The organism is Acinetobacter sp. SFB, from assembly GCF_001647545.1.
Classification (GTDB): domain Bacteria; phylum Pseudomonadota; class Gammaproteobacteria; order Pseudomonadales; family Moraxellaceae; genus Acinetobacter.
Genome location: NZ_LSZH01000001.1, coordinates 152,485 through 175,824, shown reverse-complemented (window position 1 = coordinate 175,824; position 23,340 = coordinate 152,485). Strand labels below are relative to the sequence as shown.

Annotated in this window: 23 protein-coding genes, 1 tRNA gene and 1 pseudogene; 12 read left to right on the top strand and 13 right to left on the bottom strand. The window is 40.6% G+C overall.

From position 1 onward, the window contains the following. Window positions 1–208: 208 nt before the first annotated feature. From sucD to sdhC, 9 genes are all read right to left on the bottom strand, one after another. The gene (gene sucD / locus AY606_RS00860; RefSeq protein WP_067863321.1) at window positions 209–1,099 is read right to left on the bottom strand and encodes a succinate--CoA ligase subunit alpha; all 891 of its coding nucleotides are present in this window, start codon (window positions 1,097–1,099) and stop codon (window positions 209–211) included. A gap of 13 nt (window positions 1,100–1,112) precedes the next feature. After that, window positions 1,113–2,279, bottom strand: coding sequence for an ADP-forming succinate--CoA ligase subunit beta (gene sucC / locus AY606_RS00855; RefSeq protein WP_067863319.1), 1,167 nt, complete (start codon window positions 2,277–2,279; stop codon window positions 1,113–1,115). Between the two features lie 174 nt (window positions 2,280–2,453). Then, window positions 2,454–3,887, bottom strand: coding sequence for a dihydrolipoyl dehydrogenase (lpdA, locus tag AY606_RS00850; protein ID WP_067863317.1), 1,434 nt, complete (start codon window positions 3,885–3,887; stop codon window positions 2,454–2,456). Between the two features lie 60 nt (window positions 3,888–3,947). Beyond that, window positions 3,948–5,165, bottom strand: coding sequence for a 2-oxoglutarate dehydrogenase complex dihydrolipoyllysine-residue succinyltransferase (gene odhB, locus AY606_RS00845; RefSeq protein WP_067863315.1), 1,218 nt, complete (start codon window positions 5,163–5,165; stop codon window positions 3,948–3,950). Then, window positions 5,165–8,005, bottom strand: coding sequence for a 2-oxoglutarate dehydrogenase E1 component (locus tag AY606_RS00840; RefSeq protein ID WP_067864465.1), 2,841 nt, complete (start codon window positions 8,003–8,005; stop codon window positions 5,165–5,167). The genes odhB and AY606_RS00840 overlap by 1 nt, the downstream gene beginning before the upstream one ends. 826 nt (window positions 8,006–8,831) lie before the next feature. After that, window positions 8,832–9,542, bottom strand: coding sequence for a succinate dehydrogenase iron-sulfur subunit (locus tag AY606_RS00835; protein ID WP_067863313.1), 711 nt, complete (start codon window positions 9,540–9,542; stop codon window positions 8,832–8,834). Between the two features lie 14 nt (window positions 9,543–9,556). Next, window positions 9,557–11,455 (bottom strand): FAD-binding protein, encoded by a 1,899-nt coding sequence (locus AY606_RS00830; protein ID WP_067863311.1) that lies wholly within the window; start codon window positions 11,453–11,455, stop codon window positions 9,557–9,559. Window positions 11,456–11,467: 12 nt separating this feature from the next. Next, window positions 11,468–11,833: a succinate dehydrogenase, hydrophobic membrane anchor protein gene (gene sdhD, locus AY606_RS00825; protein ID WP_053579839.1), complete on the bottom strand. Its 366-nt coding sequence runs from the start codon at window positions 11,831–11,833 to the stop codon at window positions 11,468–11,470. Next, window positions 11,833–12,231 (bottom strand): succinate dehydrogenase, cytochrome b556 subunit, encoded by a 399-nt coding sequence (sdhC, locus tag AY606_RS00820; RefSeq protein WP_067863308.1) that lies wholly within the window; start codon window positions 12,229–12,231, stop codon window positions 11,833–11,835. Before sdhC ends, sdhD begins: the two co-directional genes overlap by 1 nt. A gap of 1,021 nt (window positions 12,232–13,252) precedes the next feature. Here sdhC and gltA point away from each other — a divergent pair. After that, window positions 13,253–14,530: a citrate synthase gene (gene gltA / locus AY606_RS00815; RefSeq protein WP_067863306.1), complete on the top strand. Its 1,278-nt coding sequence runs from the start codon at window positions 13,253–13,255 to the stop codon at window positions 14,528–14,530. Window positions 14,531–14,653: 123 nt separating this feature from the next. Here gltA and AY606_RS00810 read toward each other — a convergent pair whose 3' ends face one another. Continuing rightward, window positions 14,654–15,139: a type IV secretion protein Rhs gene (locus AY606_RS00810; RefSeq protein ID WP_067863303.1), complete on the bottom strand. Its 486-nt coding sequence runs from the start codon at window positions 15,137–15,139 to the stop codon at window positions 14,654–14,656. A gap of 247 nt (window positions 15,140–15,386) precedes the next feature. Here AY606_RS00810 and AY606_RS00805 point away from each other — a divergent pair, with 247 nt between their 5' ends. Next, window positions 15,387–17,012, top strand: a complete 1,626-nt coding sequence (locus AY606_RS00805) for an NAD+ synthase (RefSeq protein ID WP_067863300.1) — start codon at window positions 15,387–15,389, stop codon at window positions 17,010–17,012. After that, entirely contained in the window at window positions 17,005–18,030 is a 1,026-nt protein-coding gene (locus tag AY606_RS00800; protein ID WP_249409193.1) for a hypothetical protein, read from the top strand. The genes AY606_RS00805 and AY606_RS00800 overlap by 8 nt, the downstream gene beginning before the upstream one ends. Before the next feature lie 83 nt (window positions 18,031–18,113). Here the strand turns inward: AY606_RS00800 and AY606_RS00795 are convergent. Further along, window positions 18,114–18,190 (bottom strand) — tRNA-Met (locus AY606_RS00795). A 178-nt stretch (window positions 18,191–18,368) separates the two neighbouring features. On the opposite strand from AY606_RS00795, the pseudogene AY606_RS00790 reads away from it, so the two are divergent. Continuing rightward, window positions 18,369–18,638, top strand: a pseudogene (locus AY606_RS00790) (hypothetical protein); the annotation flags it as partial. Window positions 18,639–18,823: 185 nt separating this feature from the next. Here AY606_RS00790 and AY606_RS00785 read toward each other — a convergent pair. Next, window positions 18,824–19,102, bottom strand: coding sequence for a hypothetical protein (locus AY606_RS00785; RefSeq protein ID WP_067863295.1), 279 nt, complete (start codon window positions 19,100–19,102; stop codon window positions 18,824–18,826). 1 nt (window position 19,103) lies between these two features. Continuing rightward, window positions 19,104–19,832: a hypothetical protein gene (locus AY606_RS00780; RefSeq protein WP_067863292.1), complete on the bottom strand. Its 729-nt coding sequence runs from the start codon at window positions 19,830–19,832 to the stop codon at window positions 19,104–19,106. A 143-nt stretch (window positions 19,833–19,975) separates the two neighbouring features. Between AY606_RS00780 and AY606_RS00775 the strand changes: the two genes are divergently transcribed. The 8 genes from AY606_RS00775 to AY606_RS00750 all read left to right on the top strand — a co-directional run bounded on the left by AY606_RS00775 (window position 19,976) and on the right by AY606_RS00750 (window position 23,291). Then, window positions 19,976–20,245 carry a helix-turn-helix domain-containing protein gene (locus AY606_RS00775; RefSeq protein WP_067863289.1) on the top strand — a complete coding sequence of 90 codons (270 nt, stop codon included), beginning with the start codon at window positions 19,976–19,978 and terminating at the stop codon, window positions 20,243–20,245. After that, window positions 20,245–21,219, top strand: a complete 975-nt coding sequence (locus tag AY606_RS16345) for a hypothetical protein (RefSeq protein WP_067863286.1) — start codon at window positions 20,245–20,247, stop codon at window positions 21,217–21,219. The genes AY606_RS00775 and AY606_RS16345 overlap by 1 nt, the downstream gene beginning before the upstream one ends. Before the next feature lie 59 nt (window positions 21,220–21,278). Continuing rightward, a complete protein-coding gene (locus AY606_RS16825) occupies window positions 21,279–21,368 on the top strand; it encodes a M15 family metallopeptidase (RefSeq protein WP_212838711.1) in 90 nt (29 codons plus the stop codon). A gap of 2 nt (window positions 21,369–21,370) precedes the next feature. Next, a complete protein-coding gene (locus AY606_RS00765; protein ID WP_067863283.1) occupies window positions 21,371–21,988 on the top strand; it encodes a DUF7940 domain-containing protein in 618 nt (205 codons plus the stop codon). 106 nt (window positions 21,989–22,094) lie between these two features. After that, window positions 22,095–22,478 (top strand): hypothetical protein, encoded by a 384-nt coding sequence (locus AY606_RS00760; RefSeq protein WP_067863280.1) that lies wholly within the window; start codon window positions 22,095–22,097, stop codon window positions 22,476–22,478. 9 nt (window positions 22,479–22,487) lie between these two features. Further along, window positions 22,488–22,835 (top strand): hypothetical protein, encoded by a 348-nt coding sequence (locus tag AY606_RS00755; protein WP_067863277.1) that lies wholly within the window; start codon window positions 22,488–22,490, stop codon window positions 22,833–22,835. Further along, window positions 22,832–22,996, top strand: coding sequence for a hypothetical protein (locus AY606_RS16015; protein ID WP_155858087.1), 165 nt, complete (start codon window positions 22,832–22,834; stop codon window positions 22,994–22,996). The genes AY606_RS00755 and AY606_RS16015 overlap by 4 nt, the downstream gene beginning before the upstream one ends. Then, a complete protein-coding gene (locus AY606_RS00750; RefSeq protein ID WP_067863274.1) occupies window positions 22,968–23,291 on the top strand; it encodes a hypothetical protein in 324 nt (107 codons plus the stop codon). Before AY606_RS16015 ends, AY606_RS00750 begins: the two co-directional genes overlap by 29 nt. The last annotated feature ends 49 nt before the right edge of the window (window positions 23,292–23,340 follow it).

Here is a 23,340-nt window from a genome sequence, read left to right as displayed (position 1 = left end):
TATTTTCTTCTTGTTTATATTTATTCCTATGAGAATAATTCTATTTATAATTAAAGCATAGTTTTTATTCGACTATAAATTTTTAGATTAAAATTTTTAAACTTCTACAAGAATTAACTTCCAACTGATCATCATTTATTTTCTTTAATTTTAAAATTACAACTGAATAAAAAAGCCCTCAAATGAGAGCTTTTAAATTAACTAAAAATTAATCTAAACCTTTATCTTTAAGTACCTGAAGCATGGTTGAACCCAATTCTGCTGGACTACGGGTATATGCCATGCCTGCTTTTTTAAAGGCAGCAAACTTTTCTTCTGCGGTCCCTTTACCACCAGAAATAATCGCACCCGCATGCCCCATGCGTTTGCCTTTCGGCGCAGTTACACCTGCGATATAACCCACGACAGGCTTGCTTACATTGGACTGAATATATTCAGCGGCTTCTTCTTCTGCCGTTCCACCAATCTCACCAATCATAATAATGGCTTCAGTTTGTGGATCTTCTTGGAAAAGTTTTAAGCAGTCAATTTGATTCATCCCCGGAATCGGATCACCACCAATACCAATACAAGTCGACTGACCTAAACCGAGTTTAGTGGTTTGCGCTACAGCTTCATAAGTCAAAGTCCCTGAACGCGAGATGATGCCGATTTTACCTGGTTGATGAATATGACCTGGCATAATGCCAATTTTACATTCACCCGGTGTAATAATTCCGGGACAGTTCGGACCAATTAAACGTGCATTATTACCATAAGTTTCAAGATAACGTTTGGCTTTTAACATATCTAATGTGGGTACGCCTTCTGTAATCACTACAATTAGCTCAATACCCGCATCTACCGCTTCTATAATAGAATCTAAAACAAAAGGTGCCGGTACATAAATCACAGAAGCATCAGCATTGGTTTCTCTTACTGCTTCATTCATGGTATTAAATACAGGAAGACTTAAATGCGATTGTCCGCCTTTTCCTGGAGTGACCCCGCCCACCACTTTTGTGCCATAAGCAATGGCTTGTTCTGAGTGAAATGTACCGTTTTTACCGGTAAAGCCTTGTACCAATACTTTGGTGTCTTTATTAACTAATACGCTCATGATTGATACTCCCTTACGCTTTCACTGCAGCAACAATTTTTTCTGCGGCATCCGCCAGACCATTCGCAGAAATTAATTTCAAACTTGATTCATCAAGTAATTTAGCCCCTAACTCTGAATTGTTGCCTTCTAGGCGAACCACCACAGGTACAGTGACATGTACTTCCTGAACCGCTGCAATAATTGCTTCTGCAATCATGTCACAACGCACAATACCACCGAAGATATTGATCAATACACCTTGTACAGAAGAATCGGAAAGAATGATTTTAAATGCTTCAATGACTCGGTCTTTGGTTGCACCACCGCCAACATCAAGGAAATTTGCAGGCTGACCACCATATAGTTTGATGATGTCCATGGTTGCCATGGCAAGACCTGCACCATTCACCATGCATCCAATGTTACCTTCAAGAGCAACATAGTTCAGATCAAACTCTGATGCTTTTAATTCACGTTCATTTTCCTGAGATTTATCACGCATTGCTGCAATTTCAGGTAAACGATAAAGTGCATTGGAATCGATTCCTATTTTGGCATCGACACAAAGAATGTCGCCATTTTCTCGAACTGAAAGTGGATTAATTTCGAATAATGCAAAATCATTTTCAATAAAGGCCTGATAAGCAGCCGTCATAATTTTGACAAATTGGTTGATTTGTCCATCTTTTAAATTAAGTGCGAATGCAACTTCACGGGCTTGGAAGGGTAAAAGCCCCACCAGAGGGTCGACTTCAACTTTAATAATTTTTTCAGGGGTTTCTTCTGCAACTTTTTCAATCTCGACACCGCCTTCTGTGGATGCCATAAAAGTGACACGACGGCTAGAACGATCGACAACTGCACCAAGATATAATTCACGCTCAACAGGATAGACATCCTCACAGACCAGAACACTATTTACCGGCTGACCATTGGCATCAGTTTGATAGGTTACAAGTCGTGTACCAATAATGCCATTTGCATATTCAGCAGCTTCCTCACTGGATTTTACGACTTTAACGCCACCTGCTTTACCACGTCCTCCAGCATGAACTTGAGCTTTCATCACGGCAAACTTGCCACCGAGTTGCTCAAATGCTGCGACAGCTTCTGCTGCATTGGTTGCCAGTACACCCTCTTGAACAGGCATACCATATTTTTTTAATAACGCTTTTGCTTGATACTCATGTAAATTCATCGAATAACCTTTTATTACTTCTTCGCTTTGTTATGACCCACCAACACCCAGACATCCATCAAAGCAGTATTGGCATTTTTTAAAATCTTTCTTATCTTTATTTTTAGATGATTGTTCCATTAAAAACAACCATCAAATGTAAAAAGAGCGACCTAAGTCGCTCTTTTACTCATCTTATTTACGCTTACGTTGAATTGCGTGAATCGCTCGTCCATCCACTGCCAGTGCAGCTTCATGAACCACTTCAGAGAAAGTTGGGTGACCAAAAGTCATCAACTGTAGATCTTCAACTGAAGATACAAACTCAAGTGCAATCATACCTTGGTGAACGATATCAGACGCAGCAGGTCCAATCACGTGCATACCGAGTAAACGATCCGTTTTTGCATCAGCAACAAACTTAACGAAACCAGCACCCTCACCCGCAGCGAGTGCTCGACCGTTGACTGCAAAACCAAATTGACCGGTTTTAACTTCGTGACCTTTTTCAGTCGCTTGCTGTTCTGTTAAACCAACCCACGCCGCTTCTGGGTGTGTGTAGATTACAGAAATGATCGTGTCATAATTCACTTGAGCAGCATGACCGTGAATACGTTCAACTGCCATTACGCCTTCTTCCATTGCTTTATGTGCAAGCATTGGACCACGTACCAAGTCACCAATCGCGTATACACCTTCAACAGAAGTTGCGCACCAATCGTTTACTTCAACCAAACCGCGCTCAGTCAATTTAATGCCTGAATCATCAGCCAATAAACCTTCAGCATATGCACGGCGACCTACACAAACGATCAATTTATCGAAAGTTTCAGTTTTGTCTTCACCAGCTTGGTTATATTGAACTGTTACTTCACAACCATTGATTTCAGTACCTGCAACTTTCGCACCGATACGGATATCCATACCTTGTTTGGTCAACAGTTTCTGGAAGTCTTTTGCCAAAGCTTTATCAGCCATTGGCAAGAATGCATCCATTGCTTCAAATACAACAACTTCTGCACCTAAACGACGCCATACTGAACCAAGCTCAAGGCCGATAACACCCGCACCAATCACACCTAAACGCTTAGGTACTTCCTGAAATTCAAGTGCGCCAGTTGAATCAACGATTAAATCTTGATCTACAGGAGCTGAAGGAATGTTAATTGGTACAGAACCCGTCGCAAGAATCACGTATTTAGGCTCTAAAACTTGAGCTTCACCTTCAAATGGAGTGAATTCAACTTTTTTACCTGCAAGTAATTTACCGGTACCTTGTAACCATTCAATGCCATTGCCTTTAAGCAACTGAGCAATACCACCAGTCAACTGATCTACAACTTTGTCTTTACGACCAAGCATTTTAGAAAGATCAAATTTAACTTCACCGGTAGTAATACCGTGGTCATCTAAATGCTGAACGGTATCTTCATAACGATGTGAAGAATCAAGTAAAGCTTTAGACGGAATACAACCTACGTTTAAGCAAGTACCACCCAAAGATGGTTTGCCTTTATGAATACGTTTTTCGATACAAGCAACTTTATAACCAAGTTGAGCCGCACGAATCGCTGCTTCATAACCACCTGGTCCACCGCCAATTACAACTAAGTCAAACTGTTGAGACATTTTTATCTCCAAAAATGGGCTTAGAGGATCGCCCTAAGCCCATGAATTTATTCTTTAGAATTAAAGATCAAGGATAAGACGAGCTGGCTCTTCTAACAATTCTTTAATTGCCACAAGGAAACCTACAGCTTCTTTACCATCGATTAAACGGTGGTCATAAGAAAGCGCCAAGTACATCATTGGTAAAATTTCTACTTGACCATTTACAGCCATAGGACGTTCTTGGATTTTGTGCATACCCAAGATTGCAGTTTGTGGCGTGTTCAAGATTGGGGTAGATAACAATGAACCGAAAGTACCACCATTAGTAATGGTGAATGTACCGCCAGTCATATCTTCAATGCCCAGTTTACCATCACGTGCTTTAGCAGCAAAACCGCGAATACCGTTTTCAACTTCAGCATAGTTCATACGGTCTGTATCACGAAGTACAGGAACCACTAAACCACGTTCAGAAGATACTGCAACACCGATGTCATAGTAACCGTGATACACAATATCATCGCCATCAATTGAAGCATTTACCGCTGGGTAGCGTTTAAGTGCTTCAGTTGCCGCTTTAACGAAGAATGACATGAATCCAAGACGTGCACCATGACGTTTTTCGAACGCATCTTTGTATTGAGCACGCATTTCCATGATTGGTTTCATGTTGACTTCGTTGAACGTTGTCAACATTGCAGTGTTTTGTGTAGCAGCAAGAAGACGTTCAGCAACACGTTTACGTAAACGAGTCATTGGAACACGTTTTTCAATACGCTCACCAACTGCAACGCTTAGTGGTGCAGCAGCAGGAGCTGCTGGTTTAGCTTGATGACTTGCAACATCTTCTTTAGTAATGCGACCACCGCGACCAGTACCCGCAACATCAGCAGCCGAAATACCCGTTTCAGTGAGTGCTTTACGTACTGCAGGCGCTTGATCAGCAACAGGTTGAGCACGCTCAACAACAGGTGCAGCACCCGCTTCAGTTTGAGAAGCAGCTTGTTCAACTTGTCCTTCAGACTGAACTGCTTGAGTTTGAGTAGCGCCAGAAACCGCACCTTCTTCAAACTGCGCAATCACTTCGCTAGAAAGAACAGTTTCGCCTTCACCTTTAATGATGGTAGCGATTGTGCCGTCAGCAGGAGCAACAACTTCTAAAACAACTTTATCGGTTTCAATATCGCAGATCACTTCATCACGTGCTACAGCTTCACCTGGTTGCTTGTGCCAAGTTGCAATCGTACCGTCTGCAACTGACTCTGGAAATACCGGTGCTTTAATTTCGGTTGCCATTATTTAGAATCTCCTGATTGTTCAGCTACGATCGCCAATGCGTCATTTACTAGCTGAGCTTGTTGTTTTGCATGCAAATATGGTGAACCACAAGCTGGCGCAGCAGAAGCTGGACGGCCTGCATAACTGATACGGACTTGTTTAGCAGATTTCATCACATCGTCATATAGACGCGGTGCGATGAATAACCAAGCACCTTGGTTTTTCGGCTCTTCTTGAGTCCAAACCACTTCTTTCAGGTTTGGATAAGAAGCAAGTACTTCAGCAATACGTTGTTCTGGGTATGGATACAATTGTTCAATACGAACGATTGCCGTGTTATCTAGATTTTCCGCACGACGTTTTTCAAGTAAGTCGTAGTAAACCTTACCGCCACAAAGGACTAAACGAGTCACGTCAGCGTGGTTGATTTGATCGACTTCATCAATCACGGTCTGGAATGTACCCGTTGCAAGCTCATCTAAAGTAGAGGTTGCAAGTTTGTGACGAAGCAATGACTTCGGTGAAGTCACGATCAATGGCTTACGGATTGGACGAACTGCTTGACGACGCAATGCATGGAAAATCTGTGCAGGTGTAGTCGGTGTAATCACTTGCATGTTGTCTTCAGCACATAACTGTAAGAAACGCTCTAAACGTGCAGATGAATGCTCTGGACCCTGACCTTCATAACCGTGTGGAAGCAACATGGTTAAACCACATACGCGTTCCCATTTGGTTTCACCTGAAGCGATGAATTGGTCAATCACAACCTGTGCACAGTTCGCGAAGTCACCAAATTGGGCTTCCCAAACGATTAAACCATGCGGAATAGTAGTTGCATAACCATATTCAAACGCAAGCACCGCCATCTCTGACAACAATGAGTCATAAATTGCAGTACGTGGCTGATTCTCTTTGATATGACAAAGCGGAATATAAGTCGAACCATCTACCTGATTGTGCAATTTTGCATGCCGATGTGAGAACGTACCACGCCCCACGTCTTCACCAGTAATACGAACCATATAGCTTTCATCAAGCAAGGTAGCATAAGCTAAAGTTTCAGCCGCACCCCAGTTCAATGGCATTTCACCCGTCTGCATTTTTAAGCGTTCATCAATCACTTTCGAGACTTGACGTTGCATCACGAAACCTTCAGGAAGCTCGCGCATTTTTGCGCCAAGTTCTTTCAAACGTTCAATTGGGAAAGTAGTATCCCAAATATCTGTGTATTCGTGACCTAAATAAGGTTTCCAGTCCACAAACATTTTTGTATTTGGTTCGAGTACCAATGCATTGGCAACGTGTTTACCGGCTTCAAGATCTGAACGGTAATTTTCAATCATTTGATCCGCAGCTGCACGGTCAACCACACCTTCTTTAACCAGTTGATCTGCATAAAGTGCACGTGTAGTCACTTTTTTGTTGATCACTTGATACATCATTGGCTGGGTTGCTGCTGGCTCATCCGCTTCGTTATGACCACGACGACGGTAGCAGAACAAGTCAATCACAACGTCTTTACGGAAGGTATGACGGAAGTCATGTGCCAATTGAGTAACGAAAATCACCGCTTCAGGATCATCGCCATTCACATGGAATACTGGTGCCTGAATCATCTTCGCGATATCAGTACAGTATTCTGTAGAACGCGCATCACGTGGATCAGATGTTGTAAAACCCACTTGGTTATTCACCACAATGTGAACTGTACCACCTACTGTATAACCACGAGTTTGTGACATTTGGAAGGTTTCTTGGTTTACACCTTGACCTGCAAATGCTGCATCACCATGAACAATGATTGGCAATACGTCATCGCCACCAATGTCTTTGCGACGCACCTGACGAGCACGTACAGAACCTTCAACTACAGGTCCAACGATTTCCAAGTGTGATGGGTTAAACGCCAATGCCAAATGAACTTCGCCGCCTGGAGTCATCACGTTAGATGAGAAACCTTGGTGGTATTTAACGTCACCCGAACCTTTTTTATGAATCGATTTACCTTCAAATTCACCAAAAAGATCTGCCGGATTTTTACCCATGATGTTAACAAGAAGATTGAGACGACCACGGTGTGGCATCCCAATCACAACTTCTTTACAACCTACAGCACCTGCACGTTGAATGATTTCATTTACCATCGGGATAAACGATTCACCGCCTTCAACACCGAAGCGTTTAGCACCAACGTATTTGTTACCCAGGAATTTTTCCAAGCCTTCAGCAGCAGTTAAACGCTCAAGAACGTGTTTTTTCTGTTCTGCAGTAAAGTTAAATTGACCTTTCGCACCTTCAAGACGTTGTTGAATCCAACGTTTCTCTTTGGTGTCAACAATATGCATGTATTCAGTACCAACAGAACCGCAATAAACGGCTTCCATTGCTTCAACCATTTCACCAAGCGTCGCTTGTGTTTTACCCAGTGCAAGGTTGCCTGTATTAAATACTGTATCGAAATCAGATTTAGTCAAACCGTGCGTAGCAAGATCAAGATCAGGCACATCTTCACGTTTTGCCAGACCTAATGGATCTAATTTTGCTTTTTGATGACCACGATTACGATAAGCAGCAATCAGTTGTAAAACGCCAATTTGACGACGTTCATGCTCAGAACTTACAGAACTTTGAACAACAGGTTGTACGCGGCTTGAATTGCGGCCTAATAAAAGGAATTGCTCACGTACATTGCTATGTGGTTGATCACCTTTAGGGAATTTATCGAAATATTCACGCCAGTCAGCTCCAACCGAGTCTGGTGACGTCAAATAATGTTCATAAAGTTCTTCAATATACGCTGCACTGTCAGCGCTTAGTTCAGTGTCAAGACGCAGTGCGTCAGCAACTTCTTGCATTTGTGGACCCATTTCCTATTGCAAAAACATTTTCAGGATGCTTTTTAAGCGAACCCATGATTAGTAATGTCAAATTGGTAACATGACATTAGTCCCCAGCAGGCATAAGCCATGAGGCGTTATCACTACACTAGGAATAACCTAATGTGAATAATGAATAATAACGCCCTCATTGGCATCATCACTCATAAATACTCGACCGAAACCGAGCAATTTTTTTGCAAATCGACTTAGAAAAAATAACTACGCGACCTAGTTTTTCTAAAACGATTCATCTCTACTTATAAACCTTCTACATCCTCTAAAATGTTGAAAAAATGTACGTAAACAAGGTGCTTTTTTTAAATATAGCGATGTATCAAATCGTAACATGATATCTGGTTACAATTGATTTTTTTGACACATACCTCTCATAAATTAGCGAAATACATAATGACTATTTTCAGCTAACATATGGTGCTTTATTTAATAATTGGATTCAATGTAGACCATAGTCCCAAGCCAATCATTCCAATACAACAAAAGAGAGCGCACTCTTTAAACTGGCCCTCTTTGCTTATGTTATAGGATAACATTTTAAGAGCAAATTTGCAGACTGAAGCTGGAGATTGGTGCTTTAATTGTCAATTCGAACAACTTCACTACAATTCAATTTAGCTTTCATGTCATTTAGGCTTAATTTTAAACAATTCCAGTCATTTGGCTTTTTACCAATAGCAACCACCCACTCCCATTACATACATTTTTTGCATAAATCTATAAATCATTATGTGATTTAAAATATAAAAAAGCACACCTTTAGGTGTGCTTTTTTAACAGGTACAGATTAGCCTGCTTGGTCTAACAACATGCTACGGATGTGACCGATCGCTTTAGTTGGATTTAAACCTTTAGGACAAACCGATACACAGTTCATGATGCCTTTACAACGGAACAAGCTGAATGGGTCGTCAAGACGAGCCAAACGATCTTGCGTTGCAGAATCACGAGAGTCAATAATGAAGCGGTATGCATTCAACAATGCTGAAGGACCCAAGAATTTATCCGGGTTCCACCAGAATGATGGGCATGCTGTTGAACAACATGCACAAAGAATACATTCATAAAGACCATTCAAGTGGTCACGCTCTTCAGGAGACTGTAAACGCTCTTTCGCTGGTGCAGGCTGATTGTTAATCAGGAATGGCTGGATTTTATGGAATTGATCGTAGAACTGATTCATGTCTACAACCAAATCTTTAATCACAGGCAAACCAGGTAAAGGGCGGATGGTGATTTCGTTTGGTAAATCGTTAAGATTCCACAAACACGCCAAACCGTTTTTACCGTTGATGTTTACGCCATCAGAACCACAAATACCTTCACGACATGAACGACGGAACGTTAAAGATTCGTCTTGTATTTTCAACGCAAGAAGAGCGTCAAGCAACATACGGTGCTTGTCAGTCAACTCAAGTTTAAACGTTTGCATGTACGGTGCTTTATCCTTGTCAGGATCATAGCGGTAGATATGGAATGTACGGATACCTCTACTCATCTTTATTCTCCTGATTAGAATGTACGTGGAGCTGGTGGAATCGCATCAACCGATACTGGTTTGTAACGGACTGGTTTGTACTCAAGACGATTGTCTGAAGAGAACCATAAAGTATGCTTCATCCATTCATCATCACGACGGCCGTAAGAATAAGTTGGGTGATCTGCTGGCAATTCATAATCAACAACAGTATGCGCACCACGACATTCTTTACGAGCAGCAGCCGAAATTAAGGTTGCTTTAGCAACTTCATACAAGTTTTCAACTTCCAAAGCCTCAACACGTGCAGTGTTAAATACTTTAGATTTGTCTTTTAAATGAATGTTGCGAACACGCGGCTCAATCGCAAGAATTTGCTTCACGCCTTCATCAAGTAATGCTTGAGTACGGAATACCCCTGCATGGTCTTGAACGATATCACGAATTGCATCAGCAACTTCTTGAGCATTTTCACCCGCAGTTGATTCATCCAAGTGACGCATACGCTTTCTTGTATTTTCAAACACAGTGGTCGGAAGCGGTTGATACTCATCACCATGATGTTTAGTCACGTAATCAATGATGTGTTCGCCAGCAGCCTTACCAAATACAACCAAGTCAAGCAGTGAGTTGGTACCTAAACGGTTTGCACCATGTACAGACACACAAGAACATTCACCAATTGCATAGAAGCCTTTAACAGGTTTTGTATAGTTACGCTCACCACCATTGCTTGAGTAAACGTCACCACTTTTATCATAACCTGCTTCAAAGTTAGTATCCGCCGCACCTTCAGGAACAACAACTTGTCCATGAATATTGGTTGGAATACCACCCATTTGATAATGGATTGTCGGCACTACAGGAATTGGCTCTTTGGTGATGTCGACGTTTGCAAACTTCTTGCCAATCTCAAATACAGACGGAAGACGCTTCATGATCGTATCAGCACCCAAATGGGTCATATCCAATAAGATATAATCACCTTTAGGACCACAGCCACGACCTTCTTTGATTTCCTGATCCATTGAACGTGATACGAAGTCACGTGGTGCCAAGTCTTTCAAAGTCGGAGCATAACGTTCCATGAACGGTTCGCCGTCTTTATTACGAAGGATTGCACCTTCACCACGACAACCTTCAGTCAACAATACGCCTGCGCCCGCAACACCCGTTGGGTGGAACTGCCAGAACTCCATATCTTGTAATGGAATACCAGAACGCGCCGCCATACCAAGACCGTCACCAGTATTGATATACGCATTGGTAGATGCACGGTAAACACGACCCGCACCACCAGTTGCAAACAATGTCGCTTTTGCTTGGAATACCGCAATATTACCGGTTTCCTGGTCAATTGCAGTTACACCAAGTACATCGCCAGCTTCGTTACGAATCAGATCAAGCGCGATCCATTCTACGAAGAATTGTGTACCCATTTTCACGTTGCTTTGATAAAGCGTATGAAGAAGCGCATGACCGGTACGGTCAGCCGCAGCACATGCACGTGGAACCGGTTTTTCACCGTAGTTTGCAGAGTGACCGCCGAATGGACGCTGGTAAATCGTACCGTCTGCGTTACGGTCAAATGGCATACCCATGTGTTCAAGTTCGTAAACAACTTTAGGGGCTTCACGACACATAAATTCAATTGCGTCTTGATCACCTAACCAGTCCGAACCTTTTACCGTGTCATAGAAATGGTAGTGCCAGTTATCTTCCTGCATATTCCCAAGAGATGCACCAATACCACCCTGCGCTGCAACAGTATGCGAACGTGTCGGGAATACTTTGGTCAGGACTGCAACGTTCAAACCTGCTTGAGCAAGCTGATATGAAGCACGCATACCTGAACCACCCCCACCAACGATGACTGCATCAAAAGTGAGGTGTTGAATGTTTGTATAATCTTCTTTAGGGGTTATTGCGCCCATGATATTTTCCTATCAATTCGCCCAAAAAATCTGGATCGCCCAGATTGCATATGCAAATACAGCAATAATGACTGCTGACGTCAACACTAGGCGTAAACCTGAAGCTGAAGGACCCATTTGACGAGTAGTCACATAATCTGTGAATACCTGCCACATGCCGATCCAAGCGTGTGCGACAAGAGATAAGACTGCCAACAAAGATAAAATCTTCATTGGTAATGTCATCATAAAGCCAAACCATTGTTCGTAGTTAAATCCGCCATTGCAGAGAATCCAACCAAATACCACAACAGTATAAACAGCTAATACAACAGCACTAACACGTTGGATAAACCAATCGCGTGAACCTGAACCCGTAAAACCTGTAGCACTTTTCATTAGAGAACAATCCATACAAATGCTGCGATGATACCAATCGCAGACAAGATCAATGAAATAGTAGCTGCTATACGACCACTTTGCAGTTCTTCGGCAATACCGTTATCTGCAAGTAAATGCTTAATACCCGCAATAAAGTGGAATATTAAACCGGCTACAAATACCCATACGATAAAACGCACAATGAAGCTACCGAAGATTTCTTGCACTTGAGCAAAACCTTCAGCCGAAGACAGGGATTTGTCTAAAAGCCACAAAAGCACCGGTACGAGTAAAAATACGATGACACCAGAAAGACGGTGTAGAATTGATGCAATAGCCACAGGGGATTTTAAGTTTACTTCTAAAACTTGACCCATGGACAAATTGACAGGTCTGTTGCTTTTCACAGCGGGCATCCTGTAAGTAAAAACTCCATCTGGAGTTTGTTGGAATTAATTCGAAGGAAAGCTAGCATTGTTAGGTATTTGCAATTTGCAGCAATACCTAAACTTAAAACGACAGGGAATTATAAAACGTCAACTATTAAAATACAAACGATCCCATTTACCTTTTCCTCAAAAAAGCCCTAAATAAGAATCATTAACATGAATTACCCCCTTAAAGCAGACAAAATAGATCTAACAAAACATAGCTATATAGTTGGTTTTTATTAATTAAAATACTATTTGATTGATCGTTTTTTGCTTGGATAATTAAATAAATATATTTAGACTAAAGATAAACAAATCATCGCGAAAACTTATTATCCCCTTAAATAATGACAATTATCAGAATTACATTCTATATTCACAAAATAAATATATGGTATTTATTTATAAATACATGATAGCAACATCATGAAACGAAATAACCACTTAGTCTGTGTATAACTCCATATTCCACTCTTATTACGTTTAACTTTTATGCAAAAAAGTGGCTTATCTCTACCCAATTGATGAATAAGTGAGCATTCACACTCCATTAAACAAGTTATTTTTTATACAAACGAACATTTTTTTGCGAATGATTAATCGCTTTTTATTATGAATAAGAAAGCGCCACTTCCCTTTAAAACAATCTAGGTAAGTTATGGGAATTAGACTAGTTTAGTGATATAAAAAATTCTAAAACCTCAAGACAGCTAGAGTTTTTAACAATTAAAAATTGCTTAAAATTCCAACAGTATGCATATTTTTTTCTGCAACTTATCTTTATATGACTTATTATACTGCGTCGATACTGATATTTTCCTCATGACTACTGGATTATTTTTTGACCAGCTCCCTGTGAGAGCGTCTCTTTTTATCCATAAGTATAATTGACAAAATTTCAGTACACACTAATCTTATAGCAAATTTTTGATCCATCTGATTCGCGCATTAAAAGATGAGTACTACGAGTCGGATAAAACATTCACCGGGACAGGAGATCTATTGAATGTCTGAAGCAACTGGCAAAAAAGCCGTTTTACAGCTTGATGGCAAAGAAATTGAATTACCAATTTACAGCGGCACATTGGGCCCAGATGTAATCGACGTTAAAGATGTGTTGACTGCAGGTCACTTTACTTTTGATCCTGGTTTTATGGCAACAGCTGCATGTGAATCTAAAATCACATTTATCGATGGCGGTAAAGGTGTTCTTTTACACCGTGGTTACCCGATCGACCAGTTAGCAACTAAAGCAGACTATCTAGAAACTTGCTACTTATTGTTAAACGGCGAACTTCCAACAGCTGAACAGAAAGTAGAATTTGACGCTAAAGTTCGCAACCATACAATGGTTCACGACCAAGTTAGCCGCTTCTTTAATGGTTTCCGTCGTGATGCTCATCCGATGGCAATCATGGTTGGTGTAGTGGGTGCGCTTTCTGCGTTCTATCACAACAACCTAGACATCGAAAATGTTGATCACCGTGAAATTACAGCAATCCGCTTGATTGCTAAAGTTCCTACGCTTGCAGCTTGGAGCTACAAATACACAGTTGGTCAACCGTTTGTTTACCCACGTAACGACTTAAGCTACGCTGAAAACTTCCTGTACATGATGTTTGCTACTCCTGCAGATCGTGATTACAAAGTTGACCCAATTCTTGCGAAAGCAATGGACCGTATCTTTACGCTTCATGCTGATCACGAACAAAATGCCTCTACGTCTACTGTACGTCTAGCGGGTTCTACTGGTGCTAATCCTTACGCATGTATCGCTGCGGGTATTTCTGCACTTTGGGGTCCTGCTCACGGCGGCGCGAACGAAGCTGTTCTTAAGATGCTTGATGAAATCGGCTCTGTAGAAAACGTTGCTGACTTCATGGAAAAAGTGAAAACTAAAGAAGTTAAACTTATGGGCTTCGGTCACCGAGTTTATAAAAACTTCGATCCACGTGCAAAAGTAATGAAAGAAACTTGTGATGAAGTTCTTGCTGCTCTTGGTATCAAAGATCCACAACTTGCGCTTGCAATGGAACTTGAACGTATTGCGTTGTCTGACGAATACTTCATCAAACGTAACCTATACCCTAACGTAGACTTCTACTCAGGTATCATCCTTAAAGCGATTGGTATCCCGACGTCCATGTTTACTGTAATCTTTGCTCTTGCACGTACAGTGGGCTGGATCAGCCACTGGTTAGAAATGCACAGCGGCCCTTACAAAATCGGTCGTCCACGTCAACTTTACACTGGTGAAGTTCAACGTGACATCCAAGGTCGTTAATTCTTTAAGAATTTAATGATTTAAAAAACCGCCTCTTTGGGCGGTTTTTTTATGATTCAAAAATACTTTTATTATTCAGAATGTCCTAACGAATCAAATTTTTATTTTAAGCTCGGTACAGAATCATGCTTTTTGAGACAAAAAAGGAATACAGTCCTCATAGGCCGAACACTCTTGACCCTGTGATTTTTTAATAAAATAGTCCTGCACCATCTGTGCCTGCTGTTCGATGCCATACTGCAAAAACAGCTTACCCTGCTCTAAAACATACTGATATTTACGGTCAAATATTGCTTTACGCACTACAGCCAAACCCTGCTGAATTTGCCAGACATGGGTCAATTCATGAATTAACCATGACTGCTTGGCTAAAGACAGTGTCGAGAAATCTTCGCACCAGTTTTGAGGGTGGAAGTAAATATTACCGTTGGGACTAATCGCATAATTTTTAATGACCCCGCGATGTGCCACAATTCTAATGGCATTCAGCTGCAAATGCGCACCAAAAACAGACTGCGCAAGTTTTTTTTCACCTTGGGTTAATTTTCGATTCTTAACCTCAAATAACTGATTCAAAGCATGCAGTAGAGGCTTCATAAATAATGTCATTTTATCTGGCAATAATCACATGTTTTTAGTGTTTTTATTCTCTCATTAACGCTGTAGTTTTTTTGTCTAAATTCGGATTTTTTTTTGTTTTTATCTCAATAAATGCTGCAATTCGTATATAGTATCGAATTGCTAATTATTGATTAAACATCTATTTGTTTGTCGTCGCGTACACAGCGTTGAACCAATAGCCATAATAAATCATAACTCTGTGTATATATCCCTATAGGTATAGGATTAAGTTGGAATGAAAAGTTTTAAAATTGCCCTTGCACAATTCTCTCCACATACTGGCAATATCGAAGCAAATGCTCAAAAAATGCTTGACCGGGTAAATGAAGCCAAAAAAGAAAAAGCTGATTTAATTATCTTCCCAGAGCTTTCAACCGTTGGCTATCCTGCCGAAGACTTGTTACTTCGCCCTAGCCTCGCTAAACGCACTCAAAAAGCATTTGAGAAACTGAGCCAAGTGAAAGACATTGTAATGGTCTTTGGTTTTGTCAATCAAACTGAAGATGGTCACCGCTATAATTCGGCAGCGGTCATGAAAGATGGTCAAGTGCTGGGAATTTATAACAAACAGAACTTGCCAAATTATAGCGTATTTGATGAAAATCGTTATTTTAGCGCAGGACATCAACATCTTGTTTTTGAATATCTCGGACACAAATTCGGTGTTTTGATTTGTGAAGACATTTGGTCACTCAGTACCGTACATCAATTATCCCAGCTGAATGTTGAAACTGCTTTAGTCTTAAATGCTTCACCTTATGAAGTCGGCAAACCGCAACATCGCCTGACCACCATGAGCGAGCTGGCTAAACAGTTAAATATTAATTTGGTTTATGCCAACCAAGTCGGCGGTCAAGATGACCTTATTTTTGATGGCACCAGTTTTGTCATCAATAAAGACGGCAACATTGCTTTACAGGCACCAAGCTTTAAAGAAGATCTTTATTACGCTGAATATGAAGCCGAACAACACGCTTATAAAGTTGGAACACTGACTCCTGCTTTAGATACCATGGCTGAAATTTATCAAGGCCTAGTTTTAGCGACGCGTGATTATATTCAACGTTCCGGTTTTCCGGGTGTGATTCTTGGTTTATCTGGCGGGATTGACTCGGCATTAACCCTTGCAATCGCGGTTGATGCGATCGGTGCAGATAAAGTCCAAGCCGTGATGATGCCGTATACCTACACCGCGCAAATCAGTGTTGAAGATGCTGCCGCACAAGCGAAAAATATGGGCGTGACTTTTGGTATTGCCGAAATCAATCCGATTGTAAACAGCTTCATGCAAACCCTGTATCCTTTCTTTGGTAACAGCCCCGCAGATACTACTGAAGAAAATTTACAGGCACGTGCACGCGGTACACTGCTAATGGGTCTGTCGAATAAATTTGGCAACCTTGTATTGGCAACCGGTAACAAATCAGAACTTTCTGTAGGTTACTGCACCTTGTATGGCGATATGGTGGGTGGCTATGCGGTTCTTAAAGACGTATATAAAACCATTGTTTTTGAACTGGCCAAATACCGTAACAGCATTTCTGAAACACCTGTGATTCCTGAACGTGTGATTACCCGTCCACCTTCGGCTGAACTTCGTCCTGATCAAAAAGATCAAGACTCTCTACCTCCTTATGACGTACTTGATGCGATTCTTTATGCTTATATTGAAGAAGATATGAGTCAAGATGACATCATTGCCAAAGGCTTTAAGAAAGAAGTGGTGGAAAAAGTAATTCGTCTGGTTGATCGTAACGAATACAAACGCCGTCAAGCCGCGATTGGTCCACGCATTAGTCCACGCTCATTTGGCCGCGAACGTCGCTATCCAATTGTTAATGGATGGGCACCGGGTGCCTAAGCAGGACTTTGCTCAACAGTTTGCTCAAGCGCTTATGCTTGAGCAAACTCGCTTTATCAAAAAACAATTATTAGCAGAACAAAATAATTCATACATCGAACAATTTGTCCATCATCTTTATACCCATTCAGATCAAGTTTCATTAAAACAGTGTATTCAACTTGAATCCTTACAAGATGTGGTTCAAAAATATGCTTTTGAATTAAATTTAGGCGCGGAAATTTTAGAGTTTATTGGGATGGTGGCACAAAGAATCCATCATGTTTCCAGCAATAGCCAAACTCAAATTAACCAACTGCTGTCAGATGAATCTTTTGAATTATGGTTGTATAAAATACTTGAATTAGACCAGTTGCGTCATTACATCCACAGCAATTTACTGCATGACCCACAGGTAAAGCATGTCAGTTTGCAGTTGGCTAATCAGATTCTGGAAAGCAACACGCCTTGGCTTGATCATCTGCGTAGACTCAATACCCATCAACAAGGTCTAGGCTCTAAAATACTCAATTTTATTCAAGACCAGCAACAAAATATTGAACTCAAACTTGAACAGCAATTGGCACAAGCTCTGGTCAAACAACTGGGCAACATCATTTTATTGCCCAATGAAGAACTGGCCGATATTAGCCTGCATTTATGGGATGATATTAAGCAAAGAACGCTGAAAGAAACTTTCTCTCAATTTCAGGCCATCGACTTTGAAGAGTTTTTCATTCTGGTTTATGAAACCTGGCGACAGTTGCGACAAGGCGAACATTTACAACAGATGATTTTAGATGTTGTGACCGTTTTCTATGATTATTTCGCCGATTATAACTTACAAGAATTATTGCAGTCTGTTGGACTAGATGAAGATGATTTACATCAGGAAGCGCTGCGTTTCTTGCCGCACACCATTCAGGCACTAGAACAGCAAGGTTTATTAGACGGGATTCTGGAGCAACTGATCTCGCCATTTTATTTAAGCGAAACTACACAGCAGTTTATTGAGCAGTATATTCAAGATAAATTGTAAGTCTTTAATGATATTTTTATATAAACCTACATTTTCTTGAGCCACAAAAAAAGAGACCACGCTGAGAGCGTGGTCTATAAAAATGGTGGCTATGACGGGACTTGAACCTGTGACCCCCGCATTATGAGTGCGGTGCTCTAACCAACTGAGCTACATAGCCATAAACTGTGTGCGCATTATCTAAATTTCAATGAGTAGCGTCAACCCCTTTATTTTGCAAGTGTTCAGACTTTAAGCAGTTTAAGAAACTTCAGTTAATATTTATACAAAACCTGTATTTATTCATATTATTTTTCTTATTATCCCGAAAATAAAAATCTTAACAGAGCGAGAAAAATATGAATCACTTTAAATTAATAGCTATAAATCTAATTGCTGTGCTGAGTACAGGCTGTCAACTGATATCTCCTCTATTTGTGGACTACAATGGCGTACGTGGTGATGTGGCAAGCTGGATCAACAATCAGCAGCTACTAAGCATGCAACAGAAACGCAGCTTGGTACAGCTGAGTAAAGCCCAGCAAAAACTGTATCAAATTGAACAAATTCCAGAAGATCAAAAACTGGCAATTGCCAAACAAAACCAGATCGCATTGCATTGTGCCTATCTGTGAGTTATCTATTTATTCTGCACTAGTGTGATGTGGGAAGATTCGGGAAGTTCTGGGATGATGTGGGATGAAAGCTAGAGCTGATGAGGATTTGAAAGATTTTTTAAGGGCAAACCAGGTTGAACTTGATTTGCCCTTTATTTTGCACTGAATTTTAGAGTTTCTCTGAATGTGGTGTTTTCTTAGTTTTTATTTTGCACCGTTTTAATAAGAGAGATTTGATTGAGTAGTGCTTCTACAGTTGCCCCTACAATATGTGTAACGGCTTTATCTGGATTATATATATCTTCCAGGTTAAATTTGAGTATGAATAGCTCATCTCCAAACAATTTCACCTGTACTGAAGTATTTTGATCCTTTGCTTCTTCTTTAAATATTTCCATAGCTTTGGTACTTAGCTTAATACCCTGTCCTTTTAAATCATTCAATCCAAAGCTTTTATCATTACTGGTTTGTAGCATACTAAGACACGCTCCTTATTAGCTGGTTTATTGTTGATGTCATTGCTTCCTTATATAAAGCATTGCCACTATACAGCTCGTAAATAGCTAGAATCAAATCAGTTTTTGCTTTCGACGACATGGTTCGTCGCTTAGCCTTAAGTGCCTCTTCCACGGTCAGAATACAGTCTTGTAAAACAACTGTATCCATTTCTTCATCTTCTTTTAAACTTGCGTATACCGTTGCCACGAAGCGACTCACACCTTTAGGTTGCATTACGCGACCAGTTGTTTCAAGTGCCTGTTCTAATGTGTCAAAAGCTTGTTTGAGTAATGAAGTGTCTAATTCAGAAACTAAATTTGGTTCATCTTGTTCAAAAGCTTCGTCGATTTGTCTTTGAAGAATATCCTCTGAAGTCCATATTTTAATTGGCTCCCCAGTCCCATGCTGTAACCATTCAACATTTGCACCAGTTGTCTTCGCAATTTTTTCTGCTACAGATAAGTGCATATTTTTATTATTTTTCTTAAAAATACCAAAGACTGTTGAGTTGGATAATCCCAAACGCCCACACCAACCGTATAGAGACTCACTTATACCTCTAGGCATTAAACCGTTAAGCATCAAAAAGTACATACGAGACTGAATAGGGGTTAAATCTTCTTCGCAATTAAATTCTTTAAATTGCGAAAACTCGGCACAATTAAAATTAGAATTGCGAAGTAAATTAATATCATTATTATCAACCACTTATAAAATCCCCATAAAATTACTTCGTAAATTTAATTGCGAAGTGTTGACTGCGAAGTTATTACGAAGTATCTTTGTTCGTGAAAGGGTAAATACCCATTCTAACGAGTTAAAAAAAGCCATTACGGCATAAGGAGGTTCTTATGGGATTCAAGGAAATCCACACAGAACAATGGGATAGATACAGTATTAAAGCAGAAATTGAGAGACGGGGAAAAAGCGTTACTCAACTCGCTAAAGATTACGGACTGTCTGACAGGACAGTCCGTAATGCACTGTATCACCCAAGTAAAAAAGGCGAATTAGTTATTGCCAACTTTCTGGGAAAGCCTTTGTACATACTCTTTCCAGAGCGTTGGACTAAAGAGAACCAACGTATCTACCCACGTTACAGCAATAAGGAATGTGCTTGATGAAAACACACTACAATATTGCTGACCTATTAGCTTTAAAACTAGAGGGCTTCCCTACTACACGTAGAGGTTGGGAATATCTAGTAAAAACTAATAATTGGAAGTATAGAGAAGTTCCCAGCCGAGGAAAAGGTGGTATCCGAAAGGAATACGAAGTTAATAGTGAAATTAAATCAATTTTGCATTTAAATGAAATTAAAAGCCAAGTTAATTCTGAAGTAAAAGTACAGGAAATCCCAACACAAGTTATATGTAATCAGCAATCTAATGAACTATTGAATTGGCAACGAGAGATAGCTGAAAGCCGCTTATTTGTTGTGCGCTATATCCAGCAGCAAATTAAGCAAGGAACCAAAAAGACACCTGCAATCGAGAAATTCATTGCTGATGCAGAGGCTCTTATTTTGCCTAAAGAAATGCAGCTCACTGTTCAGAAAGCGAATGCTAAAGCTGGTGAAGGCCGAACTGTATCACGTCGCAGTGTTTTTGACTGGGTGAAAGCTGTTGAAGAATCTGAGCAACACAAAATTAATGTCATCAGTGTCTTAGCACCTAAAGCTCGTCGTTCAGAGATTCCTGTCTGGGCAATGGATTTATTAAAGCTTTGGGCACAACCACAAAAACCGACATTAGCTGCTGTGTTGGAATTACTTCCAAGCTATTTAAAAGCCGATGTACCTTGTCCAACGTATAACCAGGCATACCGTTTTATTAAGGAAAAAATGGGCAATGTTGAAGCTCAGCGCGGACGTATGGGTAACCGTGAGTTAAAGAACTTACAGCCTTTTATCCGTCGTGATACTGAGCAACTTTTGCCGACGGATGTGTATACCGCAGATGGTCATTGCTTTGATGCTGAAATTGCACATCCGATGCATGGTAAACCTTTTCGCCCTGAAATCACAGCCATTATTGATGTCGCAACACGTCGCTTGGTCGGCTGGTCGATTGACTTACCTGGACAAACTACCTGAGAACCTTCGGTTAATTATTCAATTGACTGACTACAGAACTGCCATGATTTTAATTAAACATTAAAGAACTCAATGTCCCTATTGAATGGGGTGGCGACTGGAGAACTTTTAAAGATGGTCCACATTTTCAACTACCTTGGGGGAAATAATAATGCAGTCAAAACATAAGGGACGCAAAGTCCCGCAATCTGTCAAAGTTCATAAACGTGTTGAAGCTGAAGTTGCACTGGCACTTTCAAATCAAGCCCTTGAGTATGAAAAAATATTAAAGCAACAGGATTCTGAAGCACGCTCTAACGAGTCCGACAAGATTCAAAAGTTACGTCTAACGCTATCCCAACGCGAAAGCCAGCTTGATCATTTACAGCTTGATCTTGTTGAAAAAAAGAAACTGTTGACCACTCAGGGACAACGTTCTAATGAACTGTCTGAACGTGTTCGTGATTTAAAACATGAAGTCAGTCAAAAACAACAAACCATTGTCCGCTTAAATAACGATCTAGATCGTTCCCGGAGTCAGTTTGTTACAGGCGAGCTGTTGCCATTTGTGAATAACAGCGTCGTTGTCCACAACTGGCGTGATTCGTGGAAATGGGTCAGTAACTGGTGTTTTGGTCTGGTGATGTTCTTTGCTGTGACCCCTATTCCTGATGCATTGCTTGCATTGTTACCCGAGCATGTTCGTTTCTATGTTATTGCCTGGACTGCTTTTTGTGGTTTTGTCGGGCGTTATATCAATCAAAGTCCAGCAATTAAGTTATGGCCTTAAAAATATTTGTACGGAAGAATTTTGCTGCTGTTCTGGTCTATGCGGTGATGGATGCTTACGACTGGATACGCAGTCCTATACAACAATTTAAAATGAGAAAACAATCATGCAAGTCAAATTCTCAAAAAACGCCATCATTGGTTTAGCTGACTTTGTTCTGAAAAACTATGGACACATTAGCGCAACCATTGAAGCCGGAATTATTGCAACAAAACAGACTTACACCAATTCAAAGCTGACCTTGGTAGCCGTCTATGACTTGCTGCAAGAAACAGCCAATGCCATGCAATCGGTAGAAAATGAAGGGGTACTAAAAGGTCTGGAAAAGAAACTGGCCGTACTGGACTTTATTGAAAAAGAATATGTAGAAACCAAAGCTGAAATTAAGCTGATTTGGACTGGCTGGCGAACCACTGTGTCCTGGTTTATTGATCAATTAATTACGATGCTGAACAGTGGTCGATCAGTATTACAAGCATTTGTGGGTTAAGGGGGTTATGTGGCGATTCAATTAGAAGCCTACCAATGGATTTTAGTTCTGATCACGGTCATTAGTACCGTGGTTGGAACAGTCAAAATTCTTTGGGGACGTATCGAACTCAATCTAAACACCAACTTTAAAACTGTACAGAACCAACTTGAAGATGTTTCTAAGCAGGCAGCAAAAAGTCAGCAGGACGTTCGTGAATTAGAACGTAAGTTCTATCAGTTTCAGATTGATTTGCCACACTCCTATGTTGCTCGTGAAGACTATATCCGAGGTCAAACCGTGATTGAAGCCAAGCTTGATGCTTTGGCTTCAAAATTAGAAACCGTACAAATTAAACAAGGAATGGCCCAAAAATGACTGATTTAGTCCGTGCACGTCGTGAAAATATGCGTTGGCTTTTACTGAATGCTTTAAATAATGCCCGTCCATTGGGTGCTATGGATACTTTACTTCTGACTGTGGTTCAAGCCATTTATCCGTGGTGCATATATGACGACCGAAGCAGGTCAAAATTTTGATGACAAGCTCGGTGAAACTATTGCAAAAACTTTAGCTCTTTTTGGCAATGATGATGCTAAAGAAGCCCTTGAAAACCAAGCTAAATATGACCAGATGATTGCTCAACAAGAACAGACCAATAAAATATCTCAAGATATGGTCAGTAAAATTAGCACGCTAATTAATGTAACAGCACAAAACAAACCTTTGCCAATGTCATTCCCTTCTGGTTCAAGTCCATTGATGCAGTCGATGAATTCAGCAAATGAAGAAAAGAGACATGGTGCACCACCTGCTTATTTACTCAGAAAATAAGGAAATATTTCCTCCAGAACAATCACTAGGGTTATTGCCAAAATGACTT

Bases quoted from the DNA above. Each gene is read 5' to 3' on its own strand.
- sucC (WP_067863319.1), bottom strand. From the start codon at position 2,279: ATGAATTTACATGAGTATCAAGCAAAAGCGTTATTAAAAAAATATGGT.
- AY606_RS00775 (WP_067863289.1), top strand. From the start codon at position 19,976: ATGGGATTCAAGGAAATCCACACAGAACAATGGGATAGATACAGTATT.
- AY606_RS00765 (WP_067863283.1), top strand. From the start codon at position 21,371: ATGCAGTCAAAACATAAGGGACGCAAAGTCCCGCAATCTGTCAAAGTT.
- AY606_RS00785 (WP_067863295.1), bottom strand. From the start codon at position 19,102: ATGCTACAAACCAGTAATGATAAAAGCTTTGGATTGAATGATTTAAAA.
- AY606_RS16345 (WP_067863286.1), top strand. From the start codon at position 20,245: ATGAAAACACACTACAATATTGCTGACCTATTAGCTTTAAAACTAGAG.
- AY606_RS00805 (WP_067863300.1), top strand. From the start codon at position 15,387: ATGAAAAGTTTTAAAATTGCCCTTGCACAATTCTCTCCACATACTGGC.
- AY606_RS16015 (WP_155858087.1), top strand. From the start codon at position 22,832: ATGACTGATTTAGTCCGTGCACGTCGTGAAAATATGCGTTGGCTTTTA.
- sucD (WP_067863321.1), bottom strand. From the start codon at position 1,099: ATGAGCGTATTAGTTAATAAAGACACCAAAGTATTGGTACAAGGCTTT.
- AY606_RS00760 (WP_067863280.1), top strand. From the start codon at position 22,095: ATGCAAGTCAAATTCTCAAAAAACGCCATCATTGGTTTAGCTGACTTT.
- gltA (WP_067863306.1), top strand. From the start codon at position 13,253: ATGTCTGAAGCAACTGGCAAAAAAGCCGTTTTACAGCTTGATGGCAAA.
- AY606_RS00750 (WP_067863274.1), top strand. From the start codon at position 22,968: ATGACGACCGAAGCAGGTCAAAATTTTGATGACAAGCTCGGTGAAACT.
- AY606_RS00840 (WP_067864465.1), bottom strand. From the start codon at position 8,005: ATGCAAGAAGTTGCTGACGCACTGCGTCTTGACACTGAACTAAGCGCT.
- AY606_RS00830 (WP_067863311.1), bottom strand. From the start codon at position 11,455: ATGGGCGCAATAACCCCTAAAGAAGATTATACAAACATTCAACACCTC.
- sdhD (WP_053579839.1), bottom strand. From the start codon at position 11,833: ATGAAAAGTGCTACAGGTTTTACGGGTTCAGGTTCACGCGATTGGTTT.
- lpdA (WP_067863317.1), bottom strand. From the start codon at position 3,887: ATGTCTCAACAGTTTGACTTAGTTGTAATTGGCGGTGGACCAGGTGGT.
- AY606_RS00810 (WP_067863303.1), bottom strand. From the start codon at position 15,139: ATGACATTATTTATGAAGCCTCTACTGCATGCTTTGAATCAGTTATTT.
- odhB (WP_067863315.1), bottom strand. From the start codon at position 5,165: ATGGCAACCGAAATTAAAGCACCGGTATTTCCAGAGTCAGTTGCAGAC.
- AY606_RS00835 (WP_067863313.1), bottom strand. From the start codon at position 9,542: ATGAGTAGAGGTATCCGTACATTCCATATCTACCGCTATGATCCTGAC.
- sdhC (WP_067863308.1), bottom strand. From the start codon at position 12,231: ATGCCCGCTGTGAAAAGCAACAGACCTGTCAATTTGTCCATGGGTCAA.